Origin of the sequence: Chryseobacterium paludis (assembly GCF_025403485.1) — a bacterium.
Classification (GTDB): Bacteria; Bacteroidota; Bacteroidia; order Flavobacteriales; family Weeksellaceae; genus Chryseobacterium; species Chryseobacterium paludis.
The window spans coordinates 1,973,559-1,998,712 of the sequence record NZ_CP099966.1 but is presented as its reverse complement, the minus strand read 5'-3'; the positions used below and the strand labels follow the sequence as shown (position 1 = coordinate 1,998,712).

Here is a 25,154-nt window from a genome sequence, read left to right as displayed (position 1 = left end):
ATTGAGAAATTAGAAAAAAACAAAAAACTATTTTATAAGTTATATTAAAATTCATACTAGTTTACTTCAAGATTTAACCAGTAATAAAAACTTTGAACTGATACTGCAAATCCAGCATATAATGCTTCTTTTTCGTTTGCAGTCAAATCAGATTCATTTACTTTTTCAACATAATAATCAGTGATTGCTTTATAATCTTCAAAAGTCTGAACTTTTAAAACAGCATCAAAATATAAAGACAGTATTTCGTAATTGTTATCTGTAATCATATTGCTATTCTTATAGCCATCAAGTAGAACATTTACTTTGTATCCTGAATTTTTATAATTATCAGAGATTTCAGCTATTTTCCCGGTTAAATCTTTGAATTCCGGTGAATTATATAATAGGTTATAGTCTATTGCATTAACATTTGGAATATTATTACCAACCCAGGTTAATTCATCCACATTATTATCAGACATATAAACATTTTGTAGAGCATCATTGTGTAATACACCAAAGTTCTCTATATAATCATACTCTTTAGGAAAGTCATATACAACAGATGTACCCATTGCGCCAGTTCCATTAAAAGTACCTCTGCAGTGTCCTCCTGAACCACAATATCCTGCATAAGATCCTCCTACTGCACCAACAACTCCTGCCACTCCAGAAACCACAGCATAACCTGTACCAGCCGTCGCTGCACCTACAACACCCGCCAATACTTGCACACCAGCGACTCCGGTTGCTGCTCCTCCAACATCTCCGACAGCTATTGCAGCTGCCATTCCAACATATTGCCACCATTTCTTGCTATCCAGATTACCATTTGTTTTGTACACAAATTTTTTGTTGAATGAAGAAAGATTTGATTTTAATGTAGCTGTGCTTACGGATGTTTTGGAAGTTGGGGTATCTTGATTTGATAAACCATCCGTTGAACAATTTGTGAATGTTAGAATAGTTAATAATCCTAAAGCTTTTAAGATATTTTTTCTCATAAAATTGTTAATTTGAAATTAAAATTAATAGTTATTTTGTTTTGAAGATGCGAATATAATAAAAACATTGAAACTTCAAAAAAATATTTTTACTTTGTGGAAAAATGAGTGGTATAAGTGATTAAGCTGGCTTTTCTATTTGAATTCTTAGTAAGTCATTTTTTTCTATTTTAGGAGAGAATAAATAAAGTAATATCTATTCTTAAAGTAGTTGATTTTAAGGTTAATACTTTTAAATGATTCTCACCTTTTTCTCCGAAGTTTTCGTTTACCTTTCTTTTTAGAAAGCTTTACGACCAATTAGTAAAATAGGTGAGAAAAAAATTACAAATTCTTGTTGATCAGATTTCTATTTCTTAATTTCGATGAAGTTCTAATACAGAAGTGGCAAAACCAAAGTGAGCCGTTGTAGAATATAGATTCATCAAAACTTATATTACACCCTATTCATTCTGTTTTAAAAAAGAAAGGATAACAGAAATCAATCTATGGGATCGTGAAGAAGATCTGAAAAAAAACGCCTGATAATAGGTGCTGAAATATTTTTACTTTAAGACCATTACGATGAATAAATACTATATTATTTCAGTGTTAGTTGTATTTCTAGTTTCTTCATGTAAAAAGAAGGCGAATGATTATGGGGTTATAAAAAGCCGTTTGGAAAAAGTTTTAATAGAAGATCAGAAATATAGAAACCCAATATACGATCCCATAAAACAGAATCCAATTGATGCAAAAAATCTGACCATCGTTACCCATATCATTGATAGCCTGGGTTGGTTAGGAAAAGATAAAATTGGGAATGATGCCAATCTGGCTTTGTTTGCGGTGATTCAACATGCCAATACATTGGCTGTGATGGAGAAGTATCTTCCTGTAATGAAAGAAGCCGCTAAAAAAGGAGATGCTGACAAAAGACAATTGGCTTATCTGATTGACAGAGTTGAATTAGCCAATAACAGAAAGCAAATTTATGGAACTCAATATGCAGTTGATGAAAAAGGAAAGGTTTATTTTAATGATCTGCTGGATTCTGCCAACGTGAATTCAAGAAGAAAATCGATGAATTTATATCCTATTGAAGACTATATCCGTAAAATTGACTCATCAGCGGGTGACAGAAAATAGAGGTCTTTTACCGGCATTAGGGTAATGGTGTCTTAGACTTTTCTTATAATCCTTTTTTCCCTCTACAAAAAAATAATATTAATTTTTAATGATAAAGGTTTGGAAATCAATTTTATTTATATATTTGATATATCAATTATATGTATATCAATTAAATTTAAAATCATGGCCAGACCGGAACAAACCATTTTTTATAGCATTGAAGAATCCATTAAATCCTATCGTCAGTTTGCCCAGAAGCGAATTAATGATAAAGGGTTTGATATTACGATTGATCAGGGACTGATCTTAAGTATCATTCACGACAATCCCGGAATATCCCAAAAGGAAATTGCTGCCAGGGCTTTTAAAGATCATGCTTCAGTGACACGTATTATTGAACTTTTAGTGAAAAGGAATTTTTTGAAAAGAGACTCTTTTGAAGAGGATAGACGGAGATTTAACCTCAACGTTACGGAAGAGGGGAAAACTATTTTAACCGAGGTTCAGCCAATCGTTGATATCAACAGAAAAACGGCTGTTGAAGGGATTTCTGAAGAAGAGATTGAGCTGCTGAGAAAACTGGTCAATAAGATTACCGCTAACTGCAGAAGCTGAACGTGATTTCAATTATTTTTTATTCAAAATTTGTAGACCTAAAAACCAATATCATGAAAGTTTGTTGTAAATATTTCATTTTGAAAATCAGCCTGATGCTGCTCTTTCTGACCTCTTTTGCAGATGCACAGATCAGCGATACCATAACCAGTCGGGGACGATACGAAAGCTATCTGAATTTCCGGAGTCTTATTCGGGATATGTATGTCAGTCCCCATTGGTACGCCGATGGAAACCGTTTTTGGTTTGCGGCAGGAGCTCCTGAAAACACCATAATCTATGAGGTAGACCCAAAGCAAAAAACAAAACGTGTATTTTTTGATAGAGATCGTTTAATGAAAGTGTTAAGGCCGTTGCTTGAGAAAGAGCCGGAGACTAAGGGCATTCCATTCAGTGATTTTACTTTTTTAGAAGATAAAAATGCTGCAGACTTTTTTGTTGAGAATAAAAAGTTCCGGTTAAGTTTAAAAGATTATAAGATCGTTCAGATAGAAGGAAAGGAGGAAGTTAAATTACCACCTTCAAGTATTCTTTCTCCGGATAAACAGTGGTTCGTTACCATAAAAGATAACAATATAGAGCTGGTTGATCCTCTTACCCAACAAACCAGGCAACTTACTTTTGATGGGAAAGATGATTATCCCTGGACGATCACAGATGGATGTTGGTCGAAGGATGGAAAAAAGATTTTTGTAAAAAGACTTGATGGCAGGAAAGTTCATCATCTGCCTGTGGTAGATTATTCAAAACCTGAAGAGAAAGTAAAGTATTCAGTCTACGCTAAAGCCGGAGGTGTTATTGAGACTCCTGAGTTGTATGTATTGGATGTGACTTCCGGGAAAGCAGTCAAAATAGAGGTAGGTTCCAACGCACAACAATATGCATTCCCGATAGGATGGAGACAGGATAATTCAGAAGTGCTTTTTATGCGCATGGATCGTCTTGGGAGAAAACTTGAACTGCTGGCTGCCAATCCCGATACCGGAACGAGCCGGGTGATCCTATTGGAAGAAAACAAAACCTTTGTTGCCGGATTGGATTTTTTAACGGAAACCTGGAACCGACAGGTTACCCTATTAAAGAATAACAATTCCTTTATCTGGCTTTCTGAAAGAGACGGATGGCGACACCTGTATCTTTACGATATGAATGGAAAGCTGATCCGGAGGCTGACTTCCGGAGATTTTCCTGTTACAGGGGTTATTCGGGTAGATGAGGCTAAAGATTGGGTTTATTTCACGGCCAACGCAGAAAAAAATCTCTATTCAACGAATATATACCGGGTCGATCTGAAAGGAAAGAACTTTAAAAAATTGACCTCAGCGGAAGGAACGCATACCTATTCCCGGTTTTCACCATCCGGTCAATATTTTTTAGATTTCTATTCCAGTATGAAGCAGCCTCAATCGGTTGAGCTGCGAACCACTGATGGAAAATTTGTACAGCACCTGAAAACCGCAGATATCAGCCGATTGCAAAAAATTGGATTTCATGCTCCTGAAAGTTTTATTGCCAAAGCGGATGATGGGACGACTGACCTGTACGGAATCATGTACAAACCCTATGATTTCGATCCTACAAAAAAATATCCGGTGATCGAGTTTATATATGCCGGACCATTTGTCAATGTGGTGCCTTATAGATTCGGACCCACTACAGGACTTTCCAACCGGGCACAGGCATTGGCACAGTTAGGCTATATTACGATCGTAATAGATACACGAGGAACCGTTGAAAGGAGTAAAGCTTTCCAGGATGCCATTTATGGAAAAATTGGTCAATATGAAATCGCAGATCGTGTGGCTGTATTTAGACAGCTTGGAGAAAAATACCCGTTTATGGATATGAAGCGGGTCGGTATTTATGGACATTCCTGGGGTGGTTATTTCGCGATTCGTGCGATGCTGGCAGCTCCTGATCTATACAAAGTAGGAATTGCATCAGCGCCCGGAGAATTAACGGAAGGAGCCGAAATTATGGAACCGTATATGGACTTACCTGAAAACAATAAGGAGGGTTATGAATTTGGAACCAATACCAATCAGGCAGATCGTCTGAAAGGGAAATTACTTTTTATTCATGGGACAAGTGATATCAATGCACCGCTTTCAACAACCATACGGATGATCGATGCACTGACCAAAGCAGGAAAAAGATATGACCTCATCTTACTTCCGGGAGAAGATCATTTTATTGAAGGTGAGCGCTATGTAAACGATGCGGTAAGAAGATATTTTGAGGAGAATCTAAAGAATTTACAAAACTAAAAAAAAACGACTGACGAATAATCCGTCAGTCGCTTTTTTGAAAAATAATATATCAAGAATTTAATCCTGCATGATCAATTTTTTAGCATCGGTTACTTTTCCATCTGCAGTCATTTTGTATACATAAGTGCCAGACTGAAGGTCAGAGCCTGAAAGTCTGATCGTGCCATTTCCCTTTTCACGAAGTGGAACTGATTTCACCAACTGACCCGAGATGCTATAAATTTCAAGCGATGCCGTTTTTACATCTTTTGGAAGATAATAACGAATGCTTGTTTCATTTTTTGTCGGATTCGGAACATTCTGCCCCAAGGTCGGAACATCGGACAAAGAAACATCGGTTATTGAGTTTTTATTCAATAGAAGTTGCTTGAGCTCTTCTACGGTATTTTCAAGAGTTGTAATGCGGTCTTCTAATTTCTGGATCGTTTCATCCGAAGCACCCATTTTGTTTAATGCCGTATTGGATACCATAACATTTCCATTAGGATCTACCACTAAAGCACGTCCACTCCCAACAGGAAGATCCTGGTGACGAACTGTTCCAACCGTATGAAAATTAGCAGTAGGCGCATTCGTACGAACACCAACACTCTGGTCTTTGATCAGCATGGTTGAGTTGGCTGACATTCCCAGCATAATCGAGAATGGAACGTTGTTCGTTAATTTAGCTCCGCCAGTCCCTGCTCCGATTACAAAAGACCGGTTTCCGGTCGCTATCAGATCAATTCCAAATCCTCCGGAATATACTTCTGTAAGATCAATTCCAACACCCAGTGCAAACTGATTGGCATTTCTAATGGTATTTTTCCATCCTAATGCAACTGATTTTCCAGCGTTGTTGGTTACTACATTTTCCTGGCCTCCTATAACATTAGCCCCACCTGCATTACTAAGATTATTTGCCCATCCGCTAACAAATGAACTGGCAGCTTGTGCTCCTAATACATTAGAGATTCCTACAACAATACTTCCTTTTGCTTTCGAAACATTAGTGTTGTTGGTTGTTTCCACGATAAAAGAACCTGCTTCGTTCAGGAGCGCCTGGTTAGGGTCAGAGGATGCTCCATTGGTCCTTAGATAAAGAGCTCTTCCGTCTACGGTACCAACATAATTAGCAGGTGTAATCCCCGGATTTCCGGTGGTTTGCCAAACTTGAGCATTGGCAATTCCCGTTAAAAATAACATAGCTGCTGCTACGCCACTTTTCATGCTTAATAGTGATGTTTTCATAAATTTGAAATTTTGATGGTTGATTAGTTTTCACTAAGTTAGGAAATATTATGATCGGAATTGTATTTAATCACAATATTGGGATATGGTATTACTTGTTGATAATCAGAAGTATAATGGATAAAGGAAATAAAGAATTATAATAAATATCTATATAGTTTATTTATGAAATCTAATTATTTGTGGTAACCTATGGACAAAGGATTGGCGGTTAATTTTTTTTAATTAAATACGATACGCTGAAGTATTAAATTGACTTTTAAGCTTTTGATAAACCAGATCTTGTGAAGGATTCAATAAATTGCTAAATTCCAGCCATCTAATTCAACACCATGAATCACTTCAAAATTTTCTTGCTGACCATCTGCATGACGGGGACATTTATAAATGGTCAAAAAACTCAGCCCAATCTGAAAGGTTTAGATCAGGAAATTAATAATATCATAGCAGATTATAAGGGCGTTGGTTTGTCTGTGGCAATTGTAAAAGATGATAAAGTGATTTATTCCCAGGGATTTGGTTTCAGGGATTTAGAGAAAAAACTTCCGGTGACTGTTAATACAGTGTTTCCGATCGGCAGTATTACAAAGTCTTTTACTTCGATACTCATAGGATCTCTTCAGGATGAAAATAAACTTTCAGTAGATTCCAAACCTGCATTGTACATTCCGAATCTTCAGTTTTATGATGACAGAATGAATGCTATGATGACGGTAGGGGATTTATTAAGTCATAAAAGCGGAATTGGAAGAGCCGATGGATCTTACATTCTTTTTCCTGAAAACCGAAGGATAGATCTGATGAAACGCTTACCTTATCTAAAGCCGGGTGGGGAAGTTAAAGACAGCTGGATCTACAGTAATCTGGGGTATATTATTTTGGGAACGATTGCAGAACAGGTGAGTGGTGAAACCTGGGAGAATCTGATTAAAAATAGAGTCTTTAAACCGTTACAAATGGATCATTCTTCTACTACCATAGAGGAGATGGTGAAGTCTGATGATTATTCATTGCCTTACGGAGTATATAAAGACAGTACGGAAAAGATACTCTATCAAAGACCTTACAATGATCAGCCAGGAGCAGCGGTAAACAGTACGGCTAATGATATGGTCAACTGGATGAGAATGTGGTTGAATAACGGAACTTTTCAACAACAGAAGATCCTTTCTGAGAATTATGTAAAGGAGGCGATGAGCATTAAAGCAATATTTAATGGCCGTCCACCGGTAACAGCAGAACAAAACAGTTATTTATTCGGATATGGATATGGCTGGAATGTCAATATGTACAGAGGACATTATAAAGTACATCACGGTGGCGCGGTATCGGGATTCTCTTCTAATGCAGTATTATTTCCTGTAGAGAAAATTGGAATTATTGTATTGAGCAATCAACAGAATTCCGATCTCCCATACACCCTTACCAGTATGATATCAAACAGGATGTTGGGCTTGGATGGGCAAAAACCTTATGCATATACAAAGGAAATTTATGACATTAAAAAACCGGAAAAAACAATCAAGCCAATCGATCAGAATAAAAAGCCAACGTTTAATTTGAGTGATTATACCGGAAAATTTACGAATCTGGGATATGGAACTTTTGAAATAGTAAAAGAGGGTGATCAGTTGTTTGTGGTTTTCCCGGCATTTAAGTTCAGGTTGGAACCTATGCAATACAATGCTTTTGTCTGCAAATTAATTAATGAAATTCCCCAGCAAATGAACCCCGAATTTGAGTTGAACTTCACAATAGACAATGAAGGGAAAATATCCGATGTCGTTATGTATCTGCAAAGAGAGGGGGTGCGTTTTGAAAAGGTAGATCAGAAATAGAAGAAAATAGGTGATAACCGTATTTTTAATTTCTGATAATATCAAATGATACTATCATTTGTAAAATATTAATGGATAACCAAAAAAATATCCTTCATAACACGTGAAGGATATCATCTTAGAGAATTATTAAAAAATGGTTGCTTTTCTATTAGATTATTTCAATTGTTCAGCTTTGATATAGGTCTTTCCCTGATCATCTTTCCACGAAGGACCCTGAACAGTAACGGTATCTCCTACTTCATAACGTTTGAATGTACTTCCGCTTTTTTGAAGATTAACGATGCTGATGGTAGCTACATATTCTTTACCATTCGTATCCTGAATGGTCGCCATATACCCATCTTTTCCGTTTTCGATCTTGGTAACCTTTCCGGTCGCGGTTATCGAATCATTCTTTTCCATATCTGTTGAAGAAGTTGCCTGTTTTGCTGTACAGCTGGTAACACTGTATATTCCTAATGTTAAAACTGCTATTGCTAATATTTTTTTCATTATATCGTAATTGTTTGTTGTTGGTATCGGTTTTTAGCCCTGTATTATTGTAATATTTTCTTTTGTTCAAAGCCCGTACCAAAACAAGTTTAAGCTCATTATTCTATATAATAAATCCTATAAAACAGAAATCTTGCATCAAATTTTTATTATTTTACTATTTTCTGCATAGATTTTTACAGCTGATAAGACCTTTCAATCTATATACGAGAAATTTCTTGGTTTGGATTTATCATTATATTTTCATTTTAAAACCTTCATGAGAAGCTGTAAATCCTAGATTTTCATAAAACCTCAATGCTTCGACCCTTTTTTTATCAGAAGCCAATTGAAGGATCGTTGCCCCTTTTTCCTTAGCACGCTCAATTGCCAGCTGAAACATTTTTTGTCCCAGTCCCTTTCCCCGCTGAGAAGAATGAATCCGCACGGATTCTATCAAGGCCCGCTTGCTGCCTTTATGATTCAGATATTGAAGATAAGTAAGCTGTAAAGTTCCTAAGACCTCATCGTGGTCATTCACTAGCACGACCAAGTCCTGATTGGGATCCTGATCAATGGCTTTAAAAGTAGAAACGTAACGCTCATCCAGGGGAACAGAAACCTCTTCCCGGCTCTGACCCAATATATCATCCGCAAGCATTTCTATAATGGTCATTAAGTCCGTTAAAGTGGCCTTTCTTAGATGAAGGTTTTTATTTTTTTCTTCCATACATTAAAATTCTCTTAAATGCATAAATAGCAGGAAGTCTAGGAAAACCTATAGCAATACGGTTTTTAAACTCAGAGGTAAATTCCTTTTGCTGATCTTCATTAAGCCTTTCCAAATAAGGAATTAAAGCGGAACCCGAAATGAATTTAAATAAAGTCTCATGATTTTCAGCGATAATAGGATAGACCTTTTGGAAAAGATTTAGCTCTTCAATACCGTTTTCAAATAAAATCTGTGCATATTCATCAATAGTTAGCACGGCAGAAGGGCGATTCCAATGATTTAATTGGGTTTTAAACGGCTCTTCATCAGCGAGTTCAAATAAAATTTTATTTAATGTATTTCCTGGCTGATAGGGCATTTGAACAGCGAACTGACCATCCTTTTTCAGTTTGGAAATCAATTGAGGAAACAGAGTCTTATGATCATCAGACCATTGTAAAGCAGCATTGCTGAAAATGAGATCCCAATTTTCATCACTAGCAAGCATTTCTTCTGTAGTGGACATTTTAAATTGAAGCCTGTCATTTTCCAATGTTTTAGATTTTTCCAACATTTCAGGGGAAGAATCAATACCCGTAAATTCGGCTTGGGGAAATTTTTCTGTAAGAATAGCGGTTTGTTCTCCCGTTCCACAACCCAAATCAACAGCTTTCATAGGTGAGTCTCCGGTGATCAGATCAGCAAGATCATAAAAAGGTGTAAAACGGATATCTTTAAATTGATTGTAAACATCGGGATTCCAAGGCATAATATTCTGTTTTAATTGACAACCTGAATTTAGTAATTCCTAACTGAACATCAGAATAATTAAGATTAAAAGTTTCTTAAAATGTAGAATGGCAGTGATTAATTTCCCGATAACCCGAAGATTTAATGGAATTTTTATTGATGATACAATGGACTGTTCTACAATTGCAGTTTTCAACACCATGTCATTACGATGAAGGAGGAATCTCTTTTTTGTGTTTGTTTTATTTCCCACAGATTACTCAGATTTTTTAAATCTCATCGTAGATAAGATCCTTACGTCTTAAAAATAAATGATTTTAAAAGAAAATTTGCGTCTTTGCATTTAACCGTTTGTAATCCTTATTAGTACTTTATTGGATCAAAAATTAATTAAAAAAGTAGCAAGGTTATAAAGCGCATGAAAAAGAATCGTTGTTGATAAACCGGTCCGATCTCTTTTCTGAAAGTTGATATAAGTATAAGCCAGAAGAATGCCACCAGGTATCGTTGCTAACGCATAATAGAAGCTATGTTCATAATGTGCTGCTGAGAATAAACCCGTAGAGATTGAAATAGAAAGTAGCGTGACTGTTTTTACGTTAAAGAGACTTGCTTTCTTAGCTAACCATTCTGTAATTTGTATTGGAAGATATTGGAAGGCCAAAGTTTCAATAACCGGTGCAACTAATACGGTTAAAAGGAATAATTCAATATTACTTAATTTTTTAAACTTCTGAAATCCTAATTCATTTTCTGGAACTTTGAGTAGGTCCAATACATAAAAGAAAAGTACATTAAACAACAGGACAAAAATAAGGGCAACAAGCAAGTAGTATGGTTTTTCAAGATTTTTCCATTTTTCTATCGCTGTTGTTAAGAAAGAGAGATTCATGTAATATTCAGAAGTGAGAGGTTGTAATTTTAATTGGGTTTAAAGTTAATGTTAATTTCGTTCCCAAAAAAAGAAGATCTGGCATCTTCATACATCTGAATAAAAACATAAAGGGGGTAAGTAATGCTATCTAATCAAACGTATTTTGGGTCTGTTGATTAGCTTTAATCAGTGTTGAGGAGCCAGATATTCTGTAAAATTGACTTATGAAATTTTTTGATAGCACTAAAGTAAGACGTGCTGTTGAATTACCATCTGGTTTTTATACGAAACCCTATTTTTTCTATACTTACATTGAAATATAATGCTTAAAGTTTTGTCATTGCGAACCGTAGGTGAAGCAATCTCCTGCTATAAAGACCTCAATTGGCAAAAGATTGTTTCGCTCCTCGCAATGAAAGTATCATTTTTATCGCAGATGAAGACCTTGCGCCTTAAAAGCATCATACATGAAGAAACTTTGCGTCTTCGCGTTTAACCATTATAAAATCTGGGAACTTTCCTTAATACTATTCATCACAAAAATACTTTTCGTCTGCCCAATCCCTTCAATCTCTGAAAGCTTATTCACAAAGAAATCATGAAACTCATCCATATTGGGAGCCAGAATTTTAAGCATAAAATCGAAATCGCCGCTGATGTTGTAGAATTCAACGACTTCTTTTAGCTTGCTTACTTCTTCAATAAATAAGGTCGCTTCTTTTTTATTGTGAGCTTTTAAAGCGATCATACATACCACCATCATTCCTTTATTGATCTTTTTGCGGTCTAAGACAGCGGTGTATTCTTTGATCACTCCGGATTTCTCCATACGCTTAATTCGCTCATGGGTGGGAGTAGGGCTTAAATTAATCCTGGTCGAAATATCACGGACACTTAGCTTCGCATCTTTCTGTAATAAACGCAGAATAGAAAGGTCTTTCTCGTCCAGTGTGTAATTTTCCGGTTGCATTTGTTCTGTTTTTTTATTTTAAAATTAACTTAAAAGTACATTTGTTCTTTTATTTGTTTTAAAAATTAATTTATGTTCCAAATTTAAGGTTAAATTTTTACATACGTTCTAAATATTTTAATTTTGCAGGAAATTTGAATACTATGGGAACAAGGAGGAATTTAATATTAATATTGGCATCAATCGGAACTTTTGTTGAAGCGCTGGATATTGCCATTATTAACCTAACCATCCCATCTATTCAGGAGCAATTCCATATTGGAGCTGAAACCGTTCAATGGTTACAGACACTATATGTTTTATTTTTTGGTGGTTTCCTGATTATTGGCGGGAAACTTTCAGATCAGATCGGAAGAAAAAAAATGTTCATTTTAGGAGGATTAATCTTTATGCTGACTTCTTTAGGAGCAGGTCTTTCCACCAATTTTGAAATGTTGGCTGTATTCAGAGCCTTACAAGGATTGGGAGCGGCATTTATTATGCCTTCAGCGCTATCTATTGTGACGAATACATTTACCGAAAATCACGAACGCAATAAAGCATTGGGTGTTTTCAGTTCTTTTGCTGCAATCGGATCGGGGAGTGGATTGTCAATAGGAGGAATTATCAGTACCTACTTAAGCTGGCACTGGGTTTTCCTCATTAATGTACCTATTCTTTTGTTGACCCTTATTTTTGCATATCGATATTTACCGGCAGATGAAAAATCGGAAAGTTTTCAGAAAACAGATGCGATTTCAGGGATACTATTAGTTCTCGGCTTACTAAGCTTGACGTATGGAGCTCATGAACTGATACAGATTAAAGAACAGCCATTTTTAGTAATCGGATCAATTGTAGTAGCCATTGTACTTTTAAGTGCTGTATTCTACCGCTTAAAAACAGTAGCTCAGCCTTTAATTGATCTTCAGTTATTCAGGCACAGATCATTAATGTCTGCTAACCTTGCCTTCTTTGCATTAGGAGCCTTTTTCATAGGATTTTTATTTCTGATCTCTTTAATGCTTCAGAAAGATATGAATCACAGTGCTGCTTCGGCGGGATTGATGTTGGTTCCTTTCAGTGTAATGTCTGCATTAGTGGCTAAATTTATTTTACCATCAGTTTCAAAAAAACTTAATCCGGCACAAATGGGAATTTTAGGATGGTCCTTTATGCTGGCTGGTGCTTTAGCGTTGCTGATATCTATTTACTTTGGTCACCCATTAACGGTTGTTTTATTAGGTGCTGCGTGTATTTCAGGAGTAGGCATGACATTTTGTTTCACGAGTTTATCAATTTTGGGGATTCGAGATGTTGAGGCATCACATTATGGAGTCGCATCAAGTTTAACGAGTACCAACTACTTTTTGGGTGCCGGGATTGGTTTATCGTTTATGACTTTAATGAGTCAGATCTATCCATCAGAACAGGCTGTAGGGAGTTTAAGTATTATTATACTGGCGGGTTATGCAGTGTCTGCGATCGGAATATTAGTATATTTGATCTTCAAAGAATTGAAAGTAAAAAGAACCCAGGTTGCCGTTTCGTAAAATGCGGCTATAAGAAATATTCAAATAAAAATGATAAAGAGATTAACTGTATTTTGTGGATCAAGTTTTGGAACTGATTCTATCTATGAAGAGCAAGCTTACCTATTAGGAAAGCGATTGGCTGATGAACAAATAGGTTTGGTATATGGTGGATCAAAGACAGGCCTGATGGGAACTATTGCCAATGGAGTAATGGAAAATGGGGGTGAAGCGATCGGTATACTTCCTCATTTTCTACAAGGAAAAGAAATTGCGCATAAAAGCTTAACTGATCTGATCCTTGTAGAAACCATGCATGAACGCAAAACCAAAATGAATGAATTATCAGATGGTGTTATTGCGTTACCTGGTGGATATGGAACTTTGGAAGAGCTTTTTGAAATGATGACCTGGGCACAATTGGGACTGCATCAAAAACCAATTGCTCTACTCAATATCAATGGGTTTTATGATGATCTTTTAAAAATGAGTCAAACCATGGTGGAGAAAGGTTTCCTTAAAGAAGCTAATCAGAAAATGTTGATCGTAGATGATCAGATCGATTCTCTTTTAAACAAGATGAAAAATTATCAGGCGCCAAAAGTAGAAAAATGGATTTCTAAAGACGAAGTGTGATCAAAGGGTTTTTGAAAAATCACTGGGTCTGTATTGCATAACCGATTGAAAACTATTGGTAAAGGCCTGAAGGCTTTTGTAACCTACCTGATAAGCAATTTCTGAAATCGTCCATTCATTAGCACTCAGGAGTTCGAGGCTTTTGATGATGCGAAGCATTTGCTGATATTTGATTAGGGTGAGTCCGGTTTCCTTTTTAAAAATCCGTTCCAAAGACCGGAGGGATAGGGAAGCCATATCACTTAATTCTTCCATTTTAAGATCTTCTGTATAATGGCTGTTCAGGTAATCAATAGCCTGTGTTAACCGCTTATCTTTTGGAAGACTGATGTGCAGTTGGATAGAATCGGCGACGAAATTAGGCAATTCATTATACAGGGCTTGTAAAAATATATTTTCGTCCGCATTCTCCTCTGTATTGATGGACCACTTTTCAGCATATTTTATCATTTCCTTAAGGACGGGAGGAACAGAAAATACATTAACCTGATGATAAAATGAATCTTCTTTATCAGCATCAAAAAACATGATCATCAACCGGATTCTTTCAGAATGGGAATTGGTTTTATGCAAAGCATTAGGAGGAATCCAGGCAGCATGGTTTTGAGGCAAAAGATAGATCTTTCCCTCTACAGTTAAATACTGGAATCCACTTTCTACATACACCAGCTGTCCTTTTTTCGGATGAAGATGAAGAACGTCATCATGCCTCCAATTATCTTCAAACCAAACAAAGTAAGGTTTTGTGACCTCATCAACATTCAAGATGGTTTTAGAAGAATTCATGTCGTTTTAGATTAATATTATGGCAAATGTATACAAAATAACATAAGTAATTTTGCTGTATCAATTTTTTACAATATCATGAAAAACGAGACAAGAAGAGAAGCTTCATATATACTATTGTTTATCAATGTTTTGGTTGTTATTCTGGTTTCCAGTAACCTGCGTTCACCGATTACTTCTGTGGGACCGGTACTGAGTCAGATCAGCCAATCTTTGCATTTAGATAATTTTCAAAGCAGTATGCTGACTTCTATTCCGTTGCTGATGTTTGCGAGTTGTTCCGTTTTAGTAAGCCGGTTTTCCCATCGTTTAAGTATCAATAGGTTTTTGTTATATGCCTTGGTAATTCTGAGTTTTGGATTGTTTTTACGGGTATTCGGATCGGTCTGGACCTTGTTTACTGGATCCGTGTTCATAGGATTGGGTATTTGCGTTGGAAATGTAATTACACCAGGATACATCAAAAATAATTTTCCAAAACAGATCGGTGTGATGACGGGTATTTTTGCGGTTTCCATGAATCTTACCGCTGCTTTAGCTTCAGGATATAGTGTAAGCCTTGGAGAATGGACGGGTTATGGATGGCGTGGTTCTTTGGGGATCTGGTTGGTGATTGCTCTTTTATCCTTATTGGTGGTGGTTTTAGAACTCTTGCTGAATAGAAATAAAACGAATCAAAGCAATAGTTCATTAGCTAAATCAGATTTTAATATGTTTAAATCTGCACAGGCATGGAACATCAGTATTTTCATGGGATTGCAGTCTTTGGTGTACTATTCTCTAATTTCCTGGTTACCTGCAGTTCTTGGTGATTATGGAATGAACGGGAATGCTCCGGGATGGGTATTGTTTGTCATCCAGATTTCCATGATTCCCATTACTTTCGTTGGTCCAATCATTGCCAATAAAATGAAAGATCAAAGGGCGATGATCGTTTTTCTATGCATTCTGATGTTGGCAAGTATTGTCATGTTTGCTTTATTAAAATCACAATGGATCTATGCAACCGCAATTTTATTAGGATTATCCAATGGTCTGTCATTCAGTTTATCGATATTGTTTTTCTCTTTACGAACAAAATCAAGTGCCAATGCAATTAAGATTTCAGGAATGGCACAATCTGTAGGATACCTGATCGCAGCTTTTGGACCCGCTATATTTGGGAAATTACATGATTGGGATCCTTCATGGAAATACTCATTTGCATTCCTGGGAATTTCAGTGATTCTGATGTTTTTCTTTGGAATGAAGGCGGCGCAAAAGAGATTTGTTGAAAGTTGAAAGTGAAAAGTTGAAAATTACCGGACGCATATTCCTAATAACTGGCAACCCGCAACATATTAAAACTTCTTCTGAACCCATTCTTTCGTTGGGACAAGCCATACATCTAATGCTTTGAATAAAAAACCATGGTTCATGCCAGTACTGACTTCAATTTCCTTGAATGCTTTTATCTGAGAATTCTGAAATCTTTTCTGAGTCGATAATGCTACATGGCCATCATCTGATTTTTCGGTAATGGATAATATCTTACCATACAATTTGAAATCGGGATCTTCATTTAAGGAGTCATCTTTGAAACTTGCTCCGATAATGACAAATTTGAGATCAGAATCTTTAGCATAATACGAAACATATTGTGCAATATAACCTCCCTGAGAAGTTCCAACAATACTTATGTTTTTTGAAGGAACGCCTTTGGTTTTTAAACTGTCAATCTGAGCTACTATCTTTCGTGCATACATTTCAGGATCGGTATGGTCAGCTCTTTTCTCAGATATGACAACTGTATTTTTATCTTTCAACTTGAAGAGAATGGGTTTATATTCTGCGACTCCATATTTTGGATGCTTCTCTGTTAAAGAATGTCCTTCCAAAAATTTATTATGTAAAAAGAAAATATATTGCTGCTGTTGAGCGGTTAAAAAATTTGAAAGAAGGAAAAGGAAAGAAAAAAGAAATGTTGCCGATGTTTTCATGAGATCCTTTGAATTGAAGGATAAATGTAGATATAGTTTTTAATATTATACTACTTTTGTAATCTTAATTTTTTTTCACCAGTACATACATGAAAATACAAATCATCAGCGATCTACATCAGGAGTTTGGCTCGACTGAATTATCTTTTGATAATGCAGATGTCGTTGTATTGGCGGGTGATGTTAATTTAGGAACAAAGGGAATTGAGTGGATTAAAAGCGAAATTCCTGATAAACCAGTGATCTATGTGTTGGGAAATCATGAATACTATAAAGGATCCTACCCAAAAACATTGAACAAAATAAAAGAGGCAGCCAAGGATTCCAATATTTATGTGCTAGAAGATTCTTATGTAGATATCGAAGATATCAGGTTTCATGGAACAACTTTATGGACAGATTTCTCCATATTTGGGAATCCTGTTCAATATGGAATGCTTTGTCAGTCTAAAATGAACGATTATAAAAAGATCAAAAGAGATCCTTCCTATTCGAAAATGCGAACGATAGATATATTTAAAATTCATCAGTTTTCAAGAATGGCTTTAAAAGAGAACCTTGAAAATTCTAAAGGATTAAAAAATATAGTAGTCACACACCATGCACCAAGTATTCAATCGGTTCCCGAACTATATAAAAATGATCCCGTGACCTCAGCATATGCTTCCAATCTTGAAGATTTCATTGTAGAATACCAGCCTTTGTATTGGATTCATGGACATATTCATACCCCTTGCAGGTATAAAATAGGAAATACCGAAATCATTTGTAATCCACATGGATATATTGATGAGAAATACAATGGATATGAAAAGGAATTGATTGTGGAGATTAGAGTTTAGATGTTAGAATTTAGAGATTAGAGGGAAGAACTCGAAATCCGAAACCCGCAACAAAAAACTAAAAATTATTCCTTAATTTCGTGTAAATATTTCGTCAAAATGTCCCGAAAGAGCAATACTGAAACTGCTGAATTTGTTTCCACTTTTACTTTTGAAAAACTTCTTAAAGACGTAGAGTTTGATCTTAGAGTTAAAGAGTTCGTGGTCATGACAATTGATGGAAGCAACTATAATATTGAGTTGAATGTTCCGAACCGTGCAGATTATTTCTGCTTGATTTTAGTGACTAACGGATATGAACGATTCAGGATTGATGATCAGCGGTATACCACTTCAAAAGGAGATATTATATTTTGTCCAATGTCTGAAACATTTTGGATAGAAGAAATCTCTGATGATTATGTTGGAAAGTACATTTTCTTTTCTTTGGATTTTATTTCCGATGCCGGATTTAATTATCGGTCAAATGATATCTTGAGGAGCCTTTCAAAAGATACCAACTTGATCAAGAATGAGCCTGACCTTTTCCGCAGGCTTGAATTTCATTTAGATGAGCTTAAGGTTTTAAACAATGCTGAAAAAAATGATCATTACTTTAATGAAATGATTTGGCATCACTTTTCATTGGTCATTTATGAGGTAGATAATCACTTTAAGAAAACGGAAAAAATAAATCCTGTCACATACCGTGAAGATGAAATTACCACCAGTTTTTTTATTTTGGTACGTGAGCATTTTAAAGAAGAGCACAATGTACAGTTTTATGCAGATAAACTTTGTATCAGTCGTAAATACCTAACCAAGGTGATTAATAAAACGATGTTTAAATCACCACGTGAAATCATCCATAAGGTATTGGAAGTGGAGGCCAGGCTATTATTAAAAAACTCCAATTCTAATGTAAATGAGGTAGCATCACAGCTTAGATTTTCTGACCAGGCGTCTTTCAGTAAGTTTTTTAAAAAACATGTTGGAAAATCTCCTCTCGAGTATAAAAAGGATGACTTGTATTAAATGATGTAATTCTCAACCTCTCAAATATAAATTAAGTTTCGATGCATATATTCTTTGATTTCTAAGAAAAAAAGGATGATATATCTCATGTATATTAAAAATTAGATGTCTTTTTGACAAATTAAGAAGTTTTTTAAATATTTCCCTTGAATTTTTTTAGAGCGAATTTTGCTCGGTGAAATTTAAAGGAAATAGTACTATGCAGAGATTTTTTATTCAGAAATCAACTATACTCTTCTTATCCCTTGTCGTTTTGACAGGATGTAAGAAAAATCAAAATCAATCTTATCAGCAACAAGCCCCGGAACTTCCGGTAGAAACGGTAAAACAAGGTGACGCTTCTTTCTCCAGAGAATATGCAGCTTCTGTGGAAGGTGTCTCGAATGTTGAAATAAGACCTCAGGTAACAGGATATCTAACCAAAATATTTGTAGATGAAGGAGATTACGTAAGAGCGGGTCAGCCTTTGTTTAAAATTGAAGACCAGATCTTCCGTGAACAATTGAAAAGTGCTCAGGCAGCATTAATTACGGCACAAGCCAATCTTGCGACCACTAAAATAGATGTAGACCGTAAGAAAGAATTATTCAGAAATAAAATGGTTTCTGATATCCAGGTGAAAGAAGCAGAAGCTTCCTATAATGCAGCCAGAGGAGCAGTAAGCCAATCCCTCTCTTCGATAGAATCGGCAAAAATCAATCTTAATTTTTCTACGATTAAAGCGCCTGTAAGTGGATACATCGGAAGATTTAATTACCGTTTGGGAAGTTTGCTGACGCCTACCAACCAGGATCCGATGACCTTATTGTCGGATATTCATCAGGTGTACACCTATTTTAGTTTAAGTGAAAACGATTTTAATCAGTTTCAAAAACAAAATGTAGGGAGTAGTATTGATGAGATCATTAAAAATACCCCAGCGGTCTCTTTACTTCTTTCAGGAGGGGAGAAATATGCTGAAACAGGGAGAATTGATGCAGTGGAAGGTCAGTTTAATAAAACAACAGGGTCTATTACATTAAGAGCGAAATTCAACAATCCTAATAATTTACTGAGAAGCGGAAATACCGGAAAGGTGGTGTTGGATCAGTTTTATGCTAATGTTGTTTTGCTTCCTATCGCTTCCACAAGATCGATTCAGGACAAAATTTTTGTATTTACCATTAAAGATGGAAAAGCAGTTCAGCTTCCTATTGAAGTGAGTGGGAAGGCCGGAACTAATTTTATCGTATCCAAGGGGCTGAAAGCCGGAGATCAGTACATCGTTACCGGCTTCGACAGATTACAGCCGGGAACTCCCGTTGTAGCTCAAAAACAAAACGCTCAACCGAAAAAATCGTAAGAAAAAATCATGTTAAAAAAGATTATAAAAAGGCCCGTATTGGCAACAGTTATTTCAGTGCTGTTGGTTATACTGGGTATCGTCGGTATGATCAATCTGCCGATTACAAAATTTCCAGATATCGCACCACCTACCGTAATGGTATCTGCGGTTTATCCTGGTGCCAACGCTGAAACGATCGCTAGATCTGTGGCTCCGCCATTAGAAAATGCCATCAATGGAGTAGAAAATATGGATTATATTACCTCTACGGCGAGTAATGACGGTACGTTAAGCATCACGGTTATTTTCAAACTGGGTACCGATCCGGATCAGGCAGCGATCAATGTTCAGAACAGGGTAGCACAGGTAACCAATCAGCTTCCTGCGGAAGTTATACAGGCAGGTATTACGACTCTCAAAAGACAGAACAGTATGATTGCGATGGTTTCTTTAACCAGTAAAGATGGTAAGATGGATGATCTTTTCCTTGAGAACTATGCCAAGATCAATATTGTACCGGATTTAAAAAGGGTAAAAGGAGTAGGAGATGCAATGGTGTATGGAAATAAAGATTATTCGATGCGGGTGTGGCTGGATCCGAATAAACTGACCTCCTATAACCTGACACCGTCTGATGTTTCGAGGGCTATTCAGTCTCAAAACTTAGAAGCAGCGCCGGGAAGATTCGGTGAAAGAAGTAAGGAAGCGATGGAATATGTCCTTCGGTATAAAGGAAAATTTACGGAGCCTGAGCAATATGAAAATATTACGATCAAAGCGCTGAGTGACGGTTCTGTTTTAAAATTAAAAGATGTGGCAAAAGTGGAATTTGGAGCCTACAGTTATAATGTATCTTCTAATTTCAATAAAAAACCTTCCGTTACGATGGCGATCTTTCAGATGGCAGGATCTAATGCGAATGAAGTACAGATCGCCCTTCAGGAGAGAATGAAAGAGCTCGAAAAATCATTTCCTGAAGGAATGGATTATGAAATGCCCTATGCTACAAAAGAAGCTTTGGATCAGTCGATCGAGCAGGTAATTCATACCCTGATTGAAGCCTTTATCCTGGTATTTATTGTGGTGTATATTTTCTTACAGGATTTCCGTTCAACCTTGATTCCGGCGATTGCCGTTCCGGTTTCTATCGTAGGAACGTTCTTCTTTATGAATGTATTCGGATTCTCGATTAATATTCTGACCCTGTTTGCGTTGGTACTGGCGATTGGAATTGTAGTGGATGATGCAATTGTCGTCGTGGAAGCGGTGCATGCTAAAATGGAACATAAAAAGCTGAATCCAAGAGCCGCTACAATGTCGGCGATGAGTGAGATTACAGGAGCGATTATTTCAATTACCCTGATCATGTCAGCGGTATTTGTTCCGGTAGCCTTTATGAGTGGTTCTACTGGATTATTTTATCAGCAGTTTGCATTAACGTTAGCCATTGCTATTGTTATCTCAGCAGTCAATGCATTGACATTAAGTCCGGCTTTATGTGCTATATTTTTAAAGCAGCACCATCCGGAAACGCATGAAAAAATGAACTTCAAAGAACGTTTCTTTGCAGGGTTTAATGCGAGTTTTAACAAACTTACTTTCCGATATGGAAAAGCAATTCTGTTCCTTTTAAAAAGAAAATGGATTGCCTTATTGATCATTGTGGCTTTCGGTGGATTATTCACCTGGATGTCGATGACTACACCAAAAGGATTTATTCCTGATGAGGATCAGAGTTTCATTATTGTAACGGCCAATCTGGCCCCGGGAGCTTCTAAGGACAGAACGTCAAAAATTATTTCAGATACGGAAGATCTGTTGCTGAAAAATCCAGCAGTAGACAAAGTAATATCAGTAGATGGTCTGAATCTATTCAGTGGTTCGATGTCATCTTCTGCAGGATCTATTTTCGTTAAACTGAAAAAAGGCGGTGAAAGAGGGAAGGTGAATAATATCAATGATATCATCGGTCAGGTCCAGGGAACATTGTCTCAGGATAAAAGAGCCAATTTCTTAGTGATCAATACGCCGACGGTGGATGGATTTGGTAATACCAGTGGAATGGAACTGGTGCTTCAGGACCGGACGAATGGTGAACTTCAGAATTTAGGGAATATCTCTTACGGAATGATGGGTGCTTTGATGCAAAGACCAGAAGTAGCTTTGGCGTATACGACATTTGATGTATCCTATCCACAATATGAAGTATTGGTGGACGAGGTGAAAGCAGCACAACTTGGAGTGACCGTTTCTGATGTATTAGGAGTAATGCAGGGGTATTACGGAAGCATTCAGTCTTCAGATTTCAACCGGTTTGGAAAATATTACAGGGTATTGGTGCAGGCAACTCCTGAAACAAGACAGGATAAAGAATCCCTGAATGGAATCTTTGTTAAGAATAACCTGAATCAGATGGTTCCTGTGAATACTTTGGTTAGTCTGAAACAGGTGACAGGAGCAGAAGTAGTAGACCGTTTCAATTTGTTTAATTCATCTAACTTAACCGTAATGGCAGCTCCGGGATACAGTTCCGGACAGGCAATGGCAGCCGTTGAAGAAGTGAGCAAACAAGTACTTCCTCCGGGATATACCTATGACTATAAAGGAATGAGTAGAGAAGAAGCGACATCAAGTTCTCAATCGGTAATGATCTTCGGATTGTGTATCATATTTGTTTTCTTCCTTTTATCAGCACAATATGAAAGTTATATTTTACCTTTTGCTGTACTGATCGCTATTCCGGTAGGTTTGTCAGGTGTATTTGTTGGAATTACTTTAGCGGATCTGTCTAATAACATCTATGTTCAGATCGCTTTGGTAATGCTGATTGGATTGCTGGCGAAAAATGGGATCCTTATCGTAGAATTTGCTATTCAGCGCCGTAGAGCAGGGAAGAGTCTGATAGCTTCCGCAGTAGAAGGCGCTAAAGCACGTTTACGACCGATCTTAATGACCTCTTTAGCATTTATCACGGGATTGATTCCATTGATTTTTGTAGTAGGACCTTCTGCATTAGGAAACCATTCTATTGGTTATGCGGCTATTTCGGGGATGGTTTTCGGAACTATCTTAGGGATTTTCGTTGTTCCGGTTCTTTTTGTGGTATTCCAGGCTTTGCATGAGAGAATCAGTGGAAAAGTGATTACAGAAGCAGATTGGGAATATTAATTCAAATGATATTTAAAAATGAATTTAATTAAGAATATAGCATATATAGCATTGGTTTCAGGGGCTGCCGTTTCCTGTAAAGTTCAGAAATATGAACGCCCAGAGATCAAAATGCCTGAAGCTTTTAGAAATGATACAATTATAGCTGGTGATCAGAACGAAAATATCGCGAAGATCAGCTACAAAGATTTTTTCAAAGATCCTGTTTTGATAGGCCTTATTGATAAAGCGATTGCACAGAATAATGACCTTCAGGTCGCTTTGAAACAGATCGAATTTGCTTCTTTAGCGTATAATCAAAGCAAATGGGCTAATGTGCCAACAGTAAGTGCAGCCATTGCCAATGCGAGCATCAGCCGTCCATCGGATAACAGTATGAACGGGATGATGGCAGGGCAGTTTATGGGAAGAAGATATACAGAAGATTATACGAGTTCTGTTAATATTTCCTGGGAAGCGGATATCTGGGGAAAGATTAAAGGAAGAAAGGAACAGGCTTTAACCGAATATCTTAAAACCCAGGAAGCTGCAAAAGCGGTGAGAACAGGATTGGTTGCCGCAGTTGTTCAAGGGTATTATAATTTATTGATGCTGGATACCCAACTGGAAATTACAAAATCCAACTTGACCTATTCCGATACCACGCTGAAGTTTTTAACCAAACAACAGGAGGTAGGATTAACCACTGCTTTAGCTGTGCAACAGCAAGAGATTGTAAAGGATCAGATCTTAAAAACCATTCCAGCTATTGAAAGTTCTATTGCAACACAGGAAAATGCTTTGAGTCTTTTGACAGGTTCGATGCCTGATAAAATTGCGAGAAAGGAAAGCCTGAATACGGTTCAGTCACCGGATCAAATAGTGGCGGGAATTCCTTCTGAGCTTCTAAGCTACAGACCGGATATTAAAACCGCTGAGTTGGAGGTTAGAAAAAGCGTTGCTGCTATTCATGTGGCTAAAATGAGCATGTATCCTTCTCTGAATATCACTGCTCAAGGTGGAATTAATGCTTTTCAGGCAAGCAAATGGTTCAGTATTCCGGGATCTCTTTTCGGAATGGCTGCCGGAGCGATTGCACAACCTATCTTAAATGGGAAACAGCTAAAAACACAGTATGAACAGTCTAAAGTATTATCTGAACAGGCAGAAATCAATTTTAAGCAATCTGTTTTAAAAGCGGTCGGTGAGGTTTCGGATGCCTTGGTACAGATTCAGAAATTGGAAGAACAGCAAAAGATTGCTGAAGGATTGGTATTGAAATCGAATGAAGCGGTAAAGAAAGCGGATATTTTATTTAAATACAATTCAGCGACTTATGTGGAAGTGATTTTAGCACAAACCAATAAACTTCAGGCAGAACTGGATCTGGCTTCCCTGAAAGCACAACGTCTGAACGCTATTACTTCTCTTTACCGATCAGTAGGGGGAGGACGGCAATAAAGTAAAATAAAACCTGTTGCGTCTTTAGATATAACAGGTTTTTAAACTAAACATCATGGATGCAAATATACAAGAGGGTATAATACTGATTCCGGATTTCAATGGATTTACCGAATTTGTATTTAATACAAAACTATATACAGGAGAGTATATTGTAAGACAATTATTATCTATCCTGATCGATGTGAATAATCAGTATTTTGAGATTTCTGAGATTGAAGGGGATGCGATTTTATTTTTTAGATATGATAAAAATCCATCTTTTAAGAAGGTTTCCAATATGCTGAGAAAAATGCAGAATGCTTTTACCAGAAAAGTAGCAGAGCTTAATGAAGCTTTAAGTATTTCTATTGATCTGTCTTTAAAGTTTATTGTCCACTATGGAAAGTTTTCACAATATAAAATTGGGAATTTTAGAAAACTATATGGTGTACCGGTTGTAGAAGCACATCAGTTATTAAAGAATGATTTTGCAAAACAACCCTCGTATGCATTGTTTAGTAATTCTTTTCTTGAAAATACAGAGACTATAAACAGCTTTTATAATGATGAAAAACAGGATTTACCTGATGTAGGAGTGATCCATTATTTTGAAGAAGTAAAACAATATATTTAATTTTTTCCT

At 36.6% G+C, this 25,154-nt stretch carries 22 protein-coding genes; 13 read left to right on the top strand and 9 right to left on the bottom strand.

What is annotated here, in order from left to right; all coding sequences use genetic code 11:
- Window positions 1-56: 56 nt before the first annotated feature.
- Window positions 57-986, bottom strand: a complete 930-nt coding sequence (locus tag NG806_RS08755) for a hypothetical protein (RefSeq protein ID WP_261512731.1) — start codon at window positions 984-986, stop codon at window positions 57-59.
- Between the two features lie 564 nt (window positions 987-1,550).
- On the opposite strand from NG806_RS08755, the gene NG806_RS08750 reads away from it, so the two are divergent.
- The 3 genes from NG806_RS08750 (at window position 1,551) to NG806_RS08740 (ending at window position 4,978) form a co-directional block, all read left to right on the top strand.
- A complete protein-coding gene (locus NG806_RS08750) occupies window positions 1,551-2,114 on the top strand; it encodes a DUF6624 domain-containing protein (RefSeq protein WP_261512730.1) in 564 nt (187 codons plus the stop codon).
- A 165-nt stretch (window positions 2,115-2,279) separates the two neighbouring features.
- Complete coding sequence (locus NG806_RS08745; RefSeq protein ID WP_261512729.1) at window positions 2,280-2,711, top strand: MarR family winged helix-turn-helix transcriptional regulator; 432 nt, start codon at window positions 2,280-2,282, stop codon at window positions 2,709-2,711.
- 53 nt (window positions 2,712-2,764) lie between these two features.
- Window positions 2,765-4,978 carry a S9 family peptidase gene (locus tag NG806_RS08740; RefSeq protein ID WP_261512728.1) on the top strand — a complete coding sequence of 738 codons (2,214 nt, stop codon included), beginning with the start codon at window positions 2,765-2,767 and terminating at the stop codon, window positions 4,976-4,978.
- 60 nt (window positions 4,979-5,038) lie between these two features.
- Here the strand turns inward: NG806_RS08740 and NG806_RS08735 are convergent, their stop codons facing one another.
- The gene (locus NG806_RS08735) at window positions 5,039-6,211 is read right to left on the bottom strand and encodes a T9SS type A sorting domain-containing protein (RefSeq protein ID WP_261512727.1); all 1,173 of its coding nucleotides are present in this window, start codon (window positions 6,209-6,211) and stop codon (window positions 5,039-5,041) included.
- Window positions 6,212-6,543: 332 nt separating this feature from the next.
- On the opposite strand from NG806_RS08735, the gene NG806_RS08730 reads away from it, so the two are divergent.
- Window positions 6,544-8,049 carry a serine hydrolase gene (locus NG806_RS08730; RefSeq protein WP_261512726.1) on the top strand — a complete coding sequence of 502 codons (1,506 nt, stop codon included), beginning with the start codon at window positions 6,544-6,546 and terminating at the stop codon, window positions 8,047-8,049.
- Between the two features lie 156 nt (window positions 8,050-8,205).
- On the opposite strand, the gene NG806_RS08725 is transcribed toward NG806_RS08730, so the two are convergent.
- The 5 genes from NG806_RS08725 to NG806_RS08705 all read right to left on the bottom strand — a co-directional run bounded on the left by NG806_RS08725 (window position 8,206) and on the right by NG806_RS08705 (window position 11,829).
- Window positions 8,206-8,544: a hypothetical protein gene (locus tag NG806_RS08725; protein ID WP_261512725.1), complete on the bottom strand. Its 339-nt coding sequence runs from the start codon at window positions 8,542-8,544 to the stop codon at window positions 8,206-8,208.
- A 235-nt stretch (window positions 8,545-8,779) separates the two neighbouring features.
- Window positions 8,780-9,253 carry a GNAT family N-acetyltransferase gene (locus tag NG806_RS08720; RefSeq protein ID WP_261512724.1) on the bottom strand — a complete coding sequence of 158 codons (474 nt, stop codon included), beginning with the start codon at window positions 9,251-9,253 and terminating at the stop codon, window positions 8,780-8,782.
- Window positions 9,237-10,004 (bottom strand): methyltransferase domain-containing protein, encoded by a 768-nt coding sequence (locus NG806_RS08715; protein ID WP_261512723.1) that lies wholly within the window; start codon window positions 10,002-10,004, stop codon window positions 9,237-9,239. The genes NG806_RS08720 and NG806_RS08715 overlap by 17 nt, the downstream gene beginning before the upstream one ends.
- Window positions 10,005-10,364: 360 nt before the next feature.
- Window positions 10,365-10,877 carry a CPBP family intramembrane glutamic endopeptidase gene (locus tag NG806_RS08710; RefSeq protein ID WP_214831683.1) on the bottom strand — a complete coding sequence of 171 codons (513 nt, stop codon included), beginning with the start codon at window positions 10,875-10,877 and terminating at the stop codon, window positions 10,365-10,367.
- A gap of 481 nt (window positions 10,878-11,358) precedes the next feature.
- The gene (locus tag NG806_RS08705) at window positions 11,359-11,829 is read right to left on the bottom strand and encodes an Lrp/AsnC family transcriptional regulator (RefSeq protein WP_261512722.1); all 471 of its coding nucleotides are present in this window, start codon (window positions 11,827-11,829) and stop codon (window positions 11,359-11,361) included.
- Between the two features lie 143 nt (window positions 11,830-11,972).
- Between NG806_RS08705 and NG806_RS08700 the strand changes: the two genes are divergently transcribed.
- Window positions 11,973-13,361, top strand: a complete 1,389-nt coding sequence (locus NG806_RS08700; protein WP_261512721.1) for an MFS transporter — start codon at window positions 11,973-11,975, stop codon at window positions 13,359-13,361.
- 30 nt (window positions 13,362-13,391) lie between these two features.
- Window positions 13,392-13,976 (top strand): LOG family protein, encoded by a 585-nt coding sequence (locus NG806_RS08695; protein WP_261512720.1) that lies wholly within the window; start codon window positions 13,392-13,394, stop codon window positions 13,974-13,976.
- Here NG806_RS08695 and NG806_RS08690 read toward each other — a convergent pair whose 3' ends face one another.
- Window positions 13,977-14,762, bottom strand: coding sequence for a helix-turn-helix domain-containing protein (locus NG806_RS08690; RefSeq protein WP_261512718.1), 786 nt, complete (start codon window positions 14,760-14,762; stop codon window positions 13,977-13,979).
- A gap of 78 nt (window positions 14,763-14,840) precedes the next feature.
- Here NG806_RS08690 and NG806_RS08685 point away from each other — a divergent pair, with 78 nt between their 5' ends.
- On the top strand, window positions 14,841-16,043 hold the full coding sequence (locus tag NG806_RS08685) for a CynX/NimT family MFS transporter (RefSeq protein ID WP_261512716.1): 1,203 nt from the start codon (window positions 14,841-14,843) through the stop codon (window positions 16,041-16,043).
- 59 nt (window positions 16,044-16,102) lie between these two features.
- On the opposite strand, the gene NG806_RS08680 is transcribed toward NG806_RS08685, so the two are convergent.
- Entirely contained in the window at window positions 16,103-16,741 is a 639-nt protein-coding gene (locus tag NG806_RS08680; RefSeq protein WP_261512715.1) for an alpha/beta hydrolase, read from the bottom strand.
- 89 nt (window positions 16,742-16,830) lie between these two features.
- Between NG806_RS08680 and NG806_RS08675 the strand changes: the two genes are divergently transcribed.
- The 6 genes from NG806_RS08675 to NG806_RS08650 all read left to right on the top strand — a co-directional run bounded on the left by NG806_RS08675 (window position 16,831) and on the right by NG806_RS08650 (window position 25,145).
- Window positions 16,831-17,583 (top strand): metallophosphoesterase, encoded by a 753-nt coding sequence (locus NG806_RS08675; RefSeq protein ID WP_261512714.1) that lies wholly within the window; start codon window positions 16,831-16,833, stop codon window positions 17,581-17,583.
- 99 nt (window positions 17,584-17,682) lie between these two features.
- Window positions 17,683-18,597 (top strand): AraC family transcriptional regulator, encoded by a 915-nt coding sequence (locus tag NG806_RS08670; protein ID WP_214831676.1) that lies wholly within the window; start codon window positions 17,683-17,685, stop codon window positions 18,595-18,597.
- Between the two features lie 199 nt (window positions 18,598-18,796).
- Window positions 18,797-19,939, top strand: coding sequence for an efflux RND transporter periplasmic adaptor subunit (locus tag NG806_RS08665; RefSeq protein ID WP_214831675.1), 1,143 nt, complete (start codon window positions 18,797-18,799; stop codon window positions 19,937-19,939).
- 9 nt (window positions 19,940-19,948) lie between these two features.
- The gene (locus tag NG806_RS08660; RefSeq protein ID WP_261512713.1) at window positions 19,949-23,089 is read left to right on the top strand and encodes an efflux RND transporter permease subunit; all 3,141 of its coding nucleotides are present in this window, start codon (window positions 19,949-19,951) and stop codon (window positions 23,087-23,089) included.
- Between the two features lie 18 nt (window positions 23,090-23,107).
- Complete coding sequence (locus NG806_RS08655; protein ID WP_261512712.1) at window positions 23,108-24,529, top strand: efflux transporter outer membrane subunit; 1,422 nt, start codon at window positions 23,108-23,110, stop codon at window positions 24,527-24,529.
- 55 nt (window positions 24,530-24,584) lie between these two features.
- The gene (locus NG806_RS08650) at window positions 24,585-25,145 is read left to right on the top strand and encodes a DUF2652 domain-containing protein (RefSeq protein WP_214831672.1); all 561 of its coding nucleotides are present in this window, start codon (window positions 24,585-24,587) and stop codon (window positions 25,143-25,145) included.
- The last annotated feature ends 9 nt before the right edge of the window (window positions 25,146-25,154 follow it).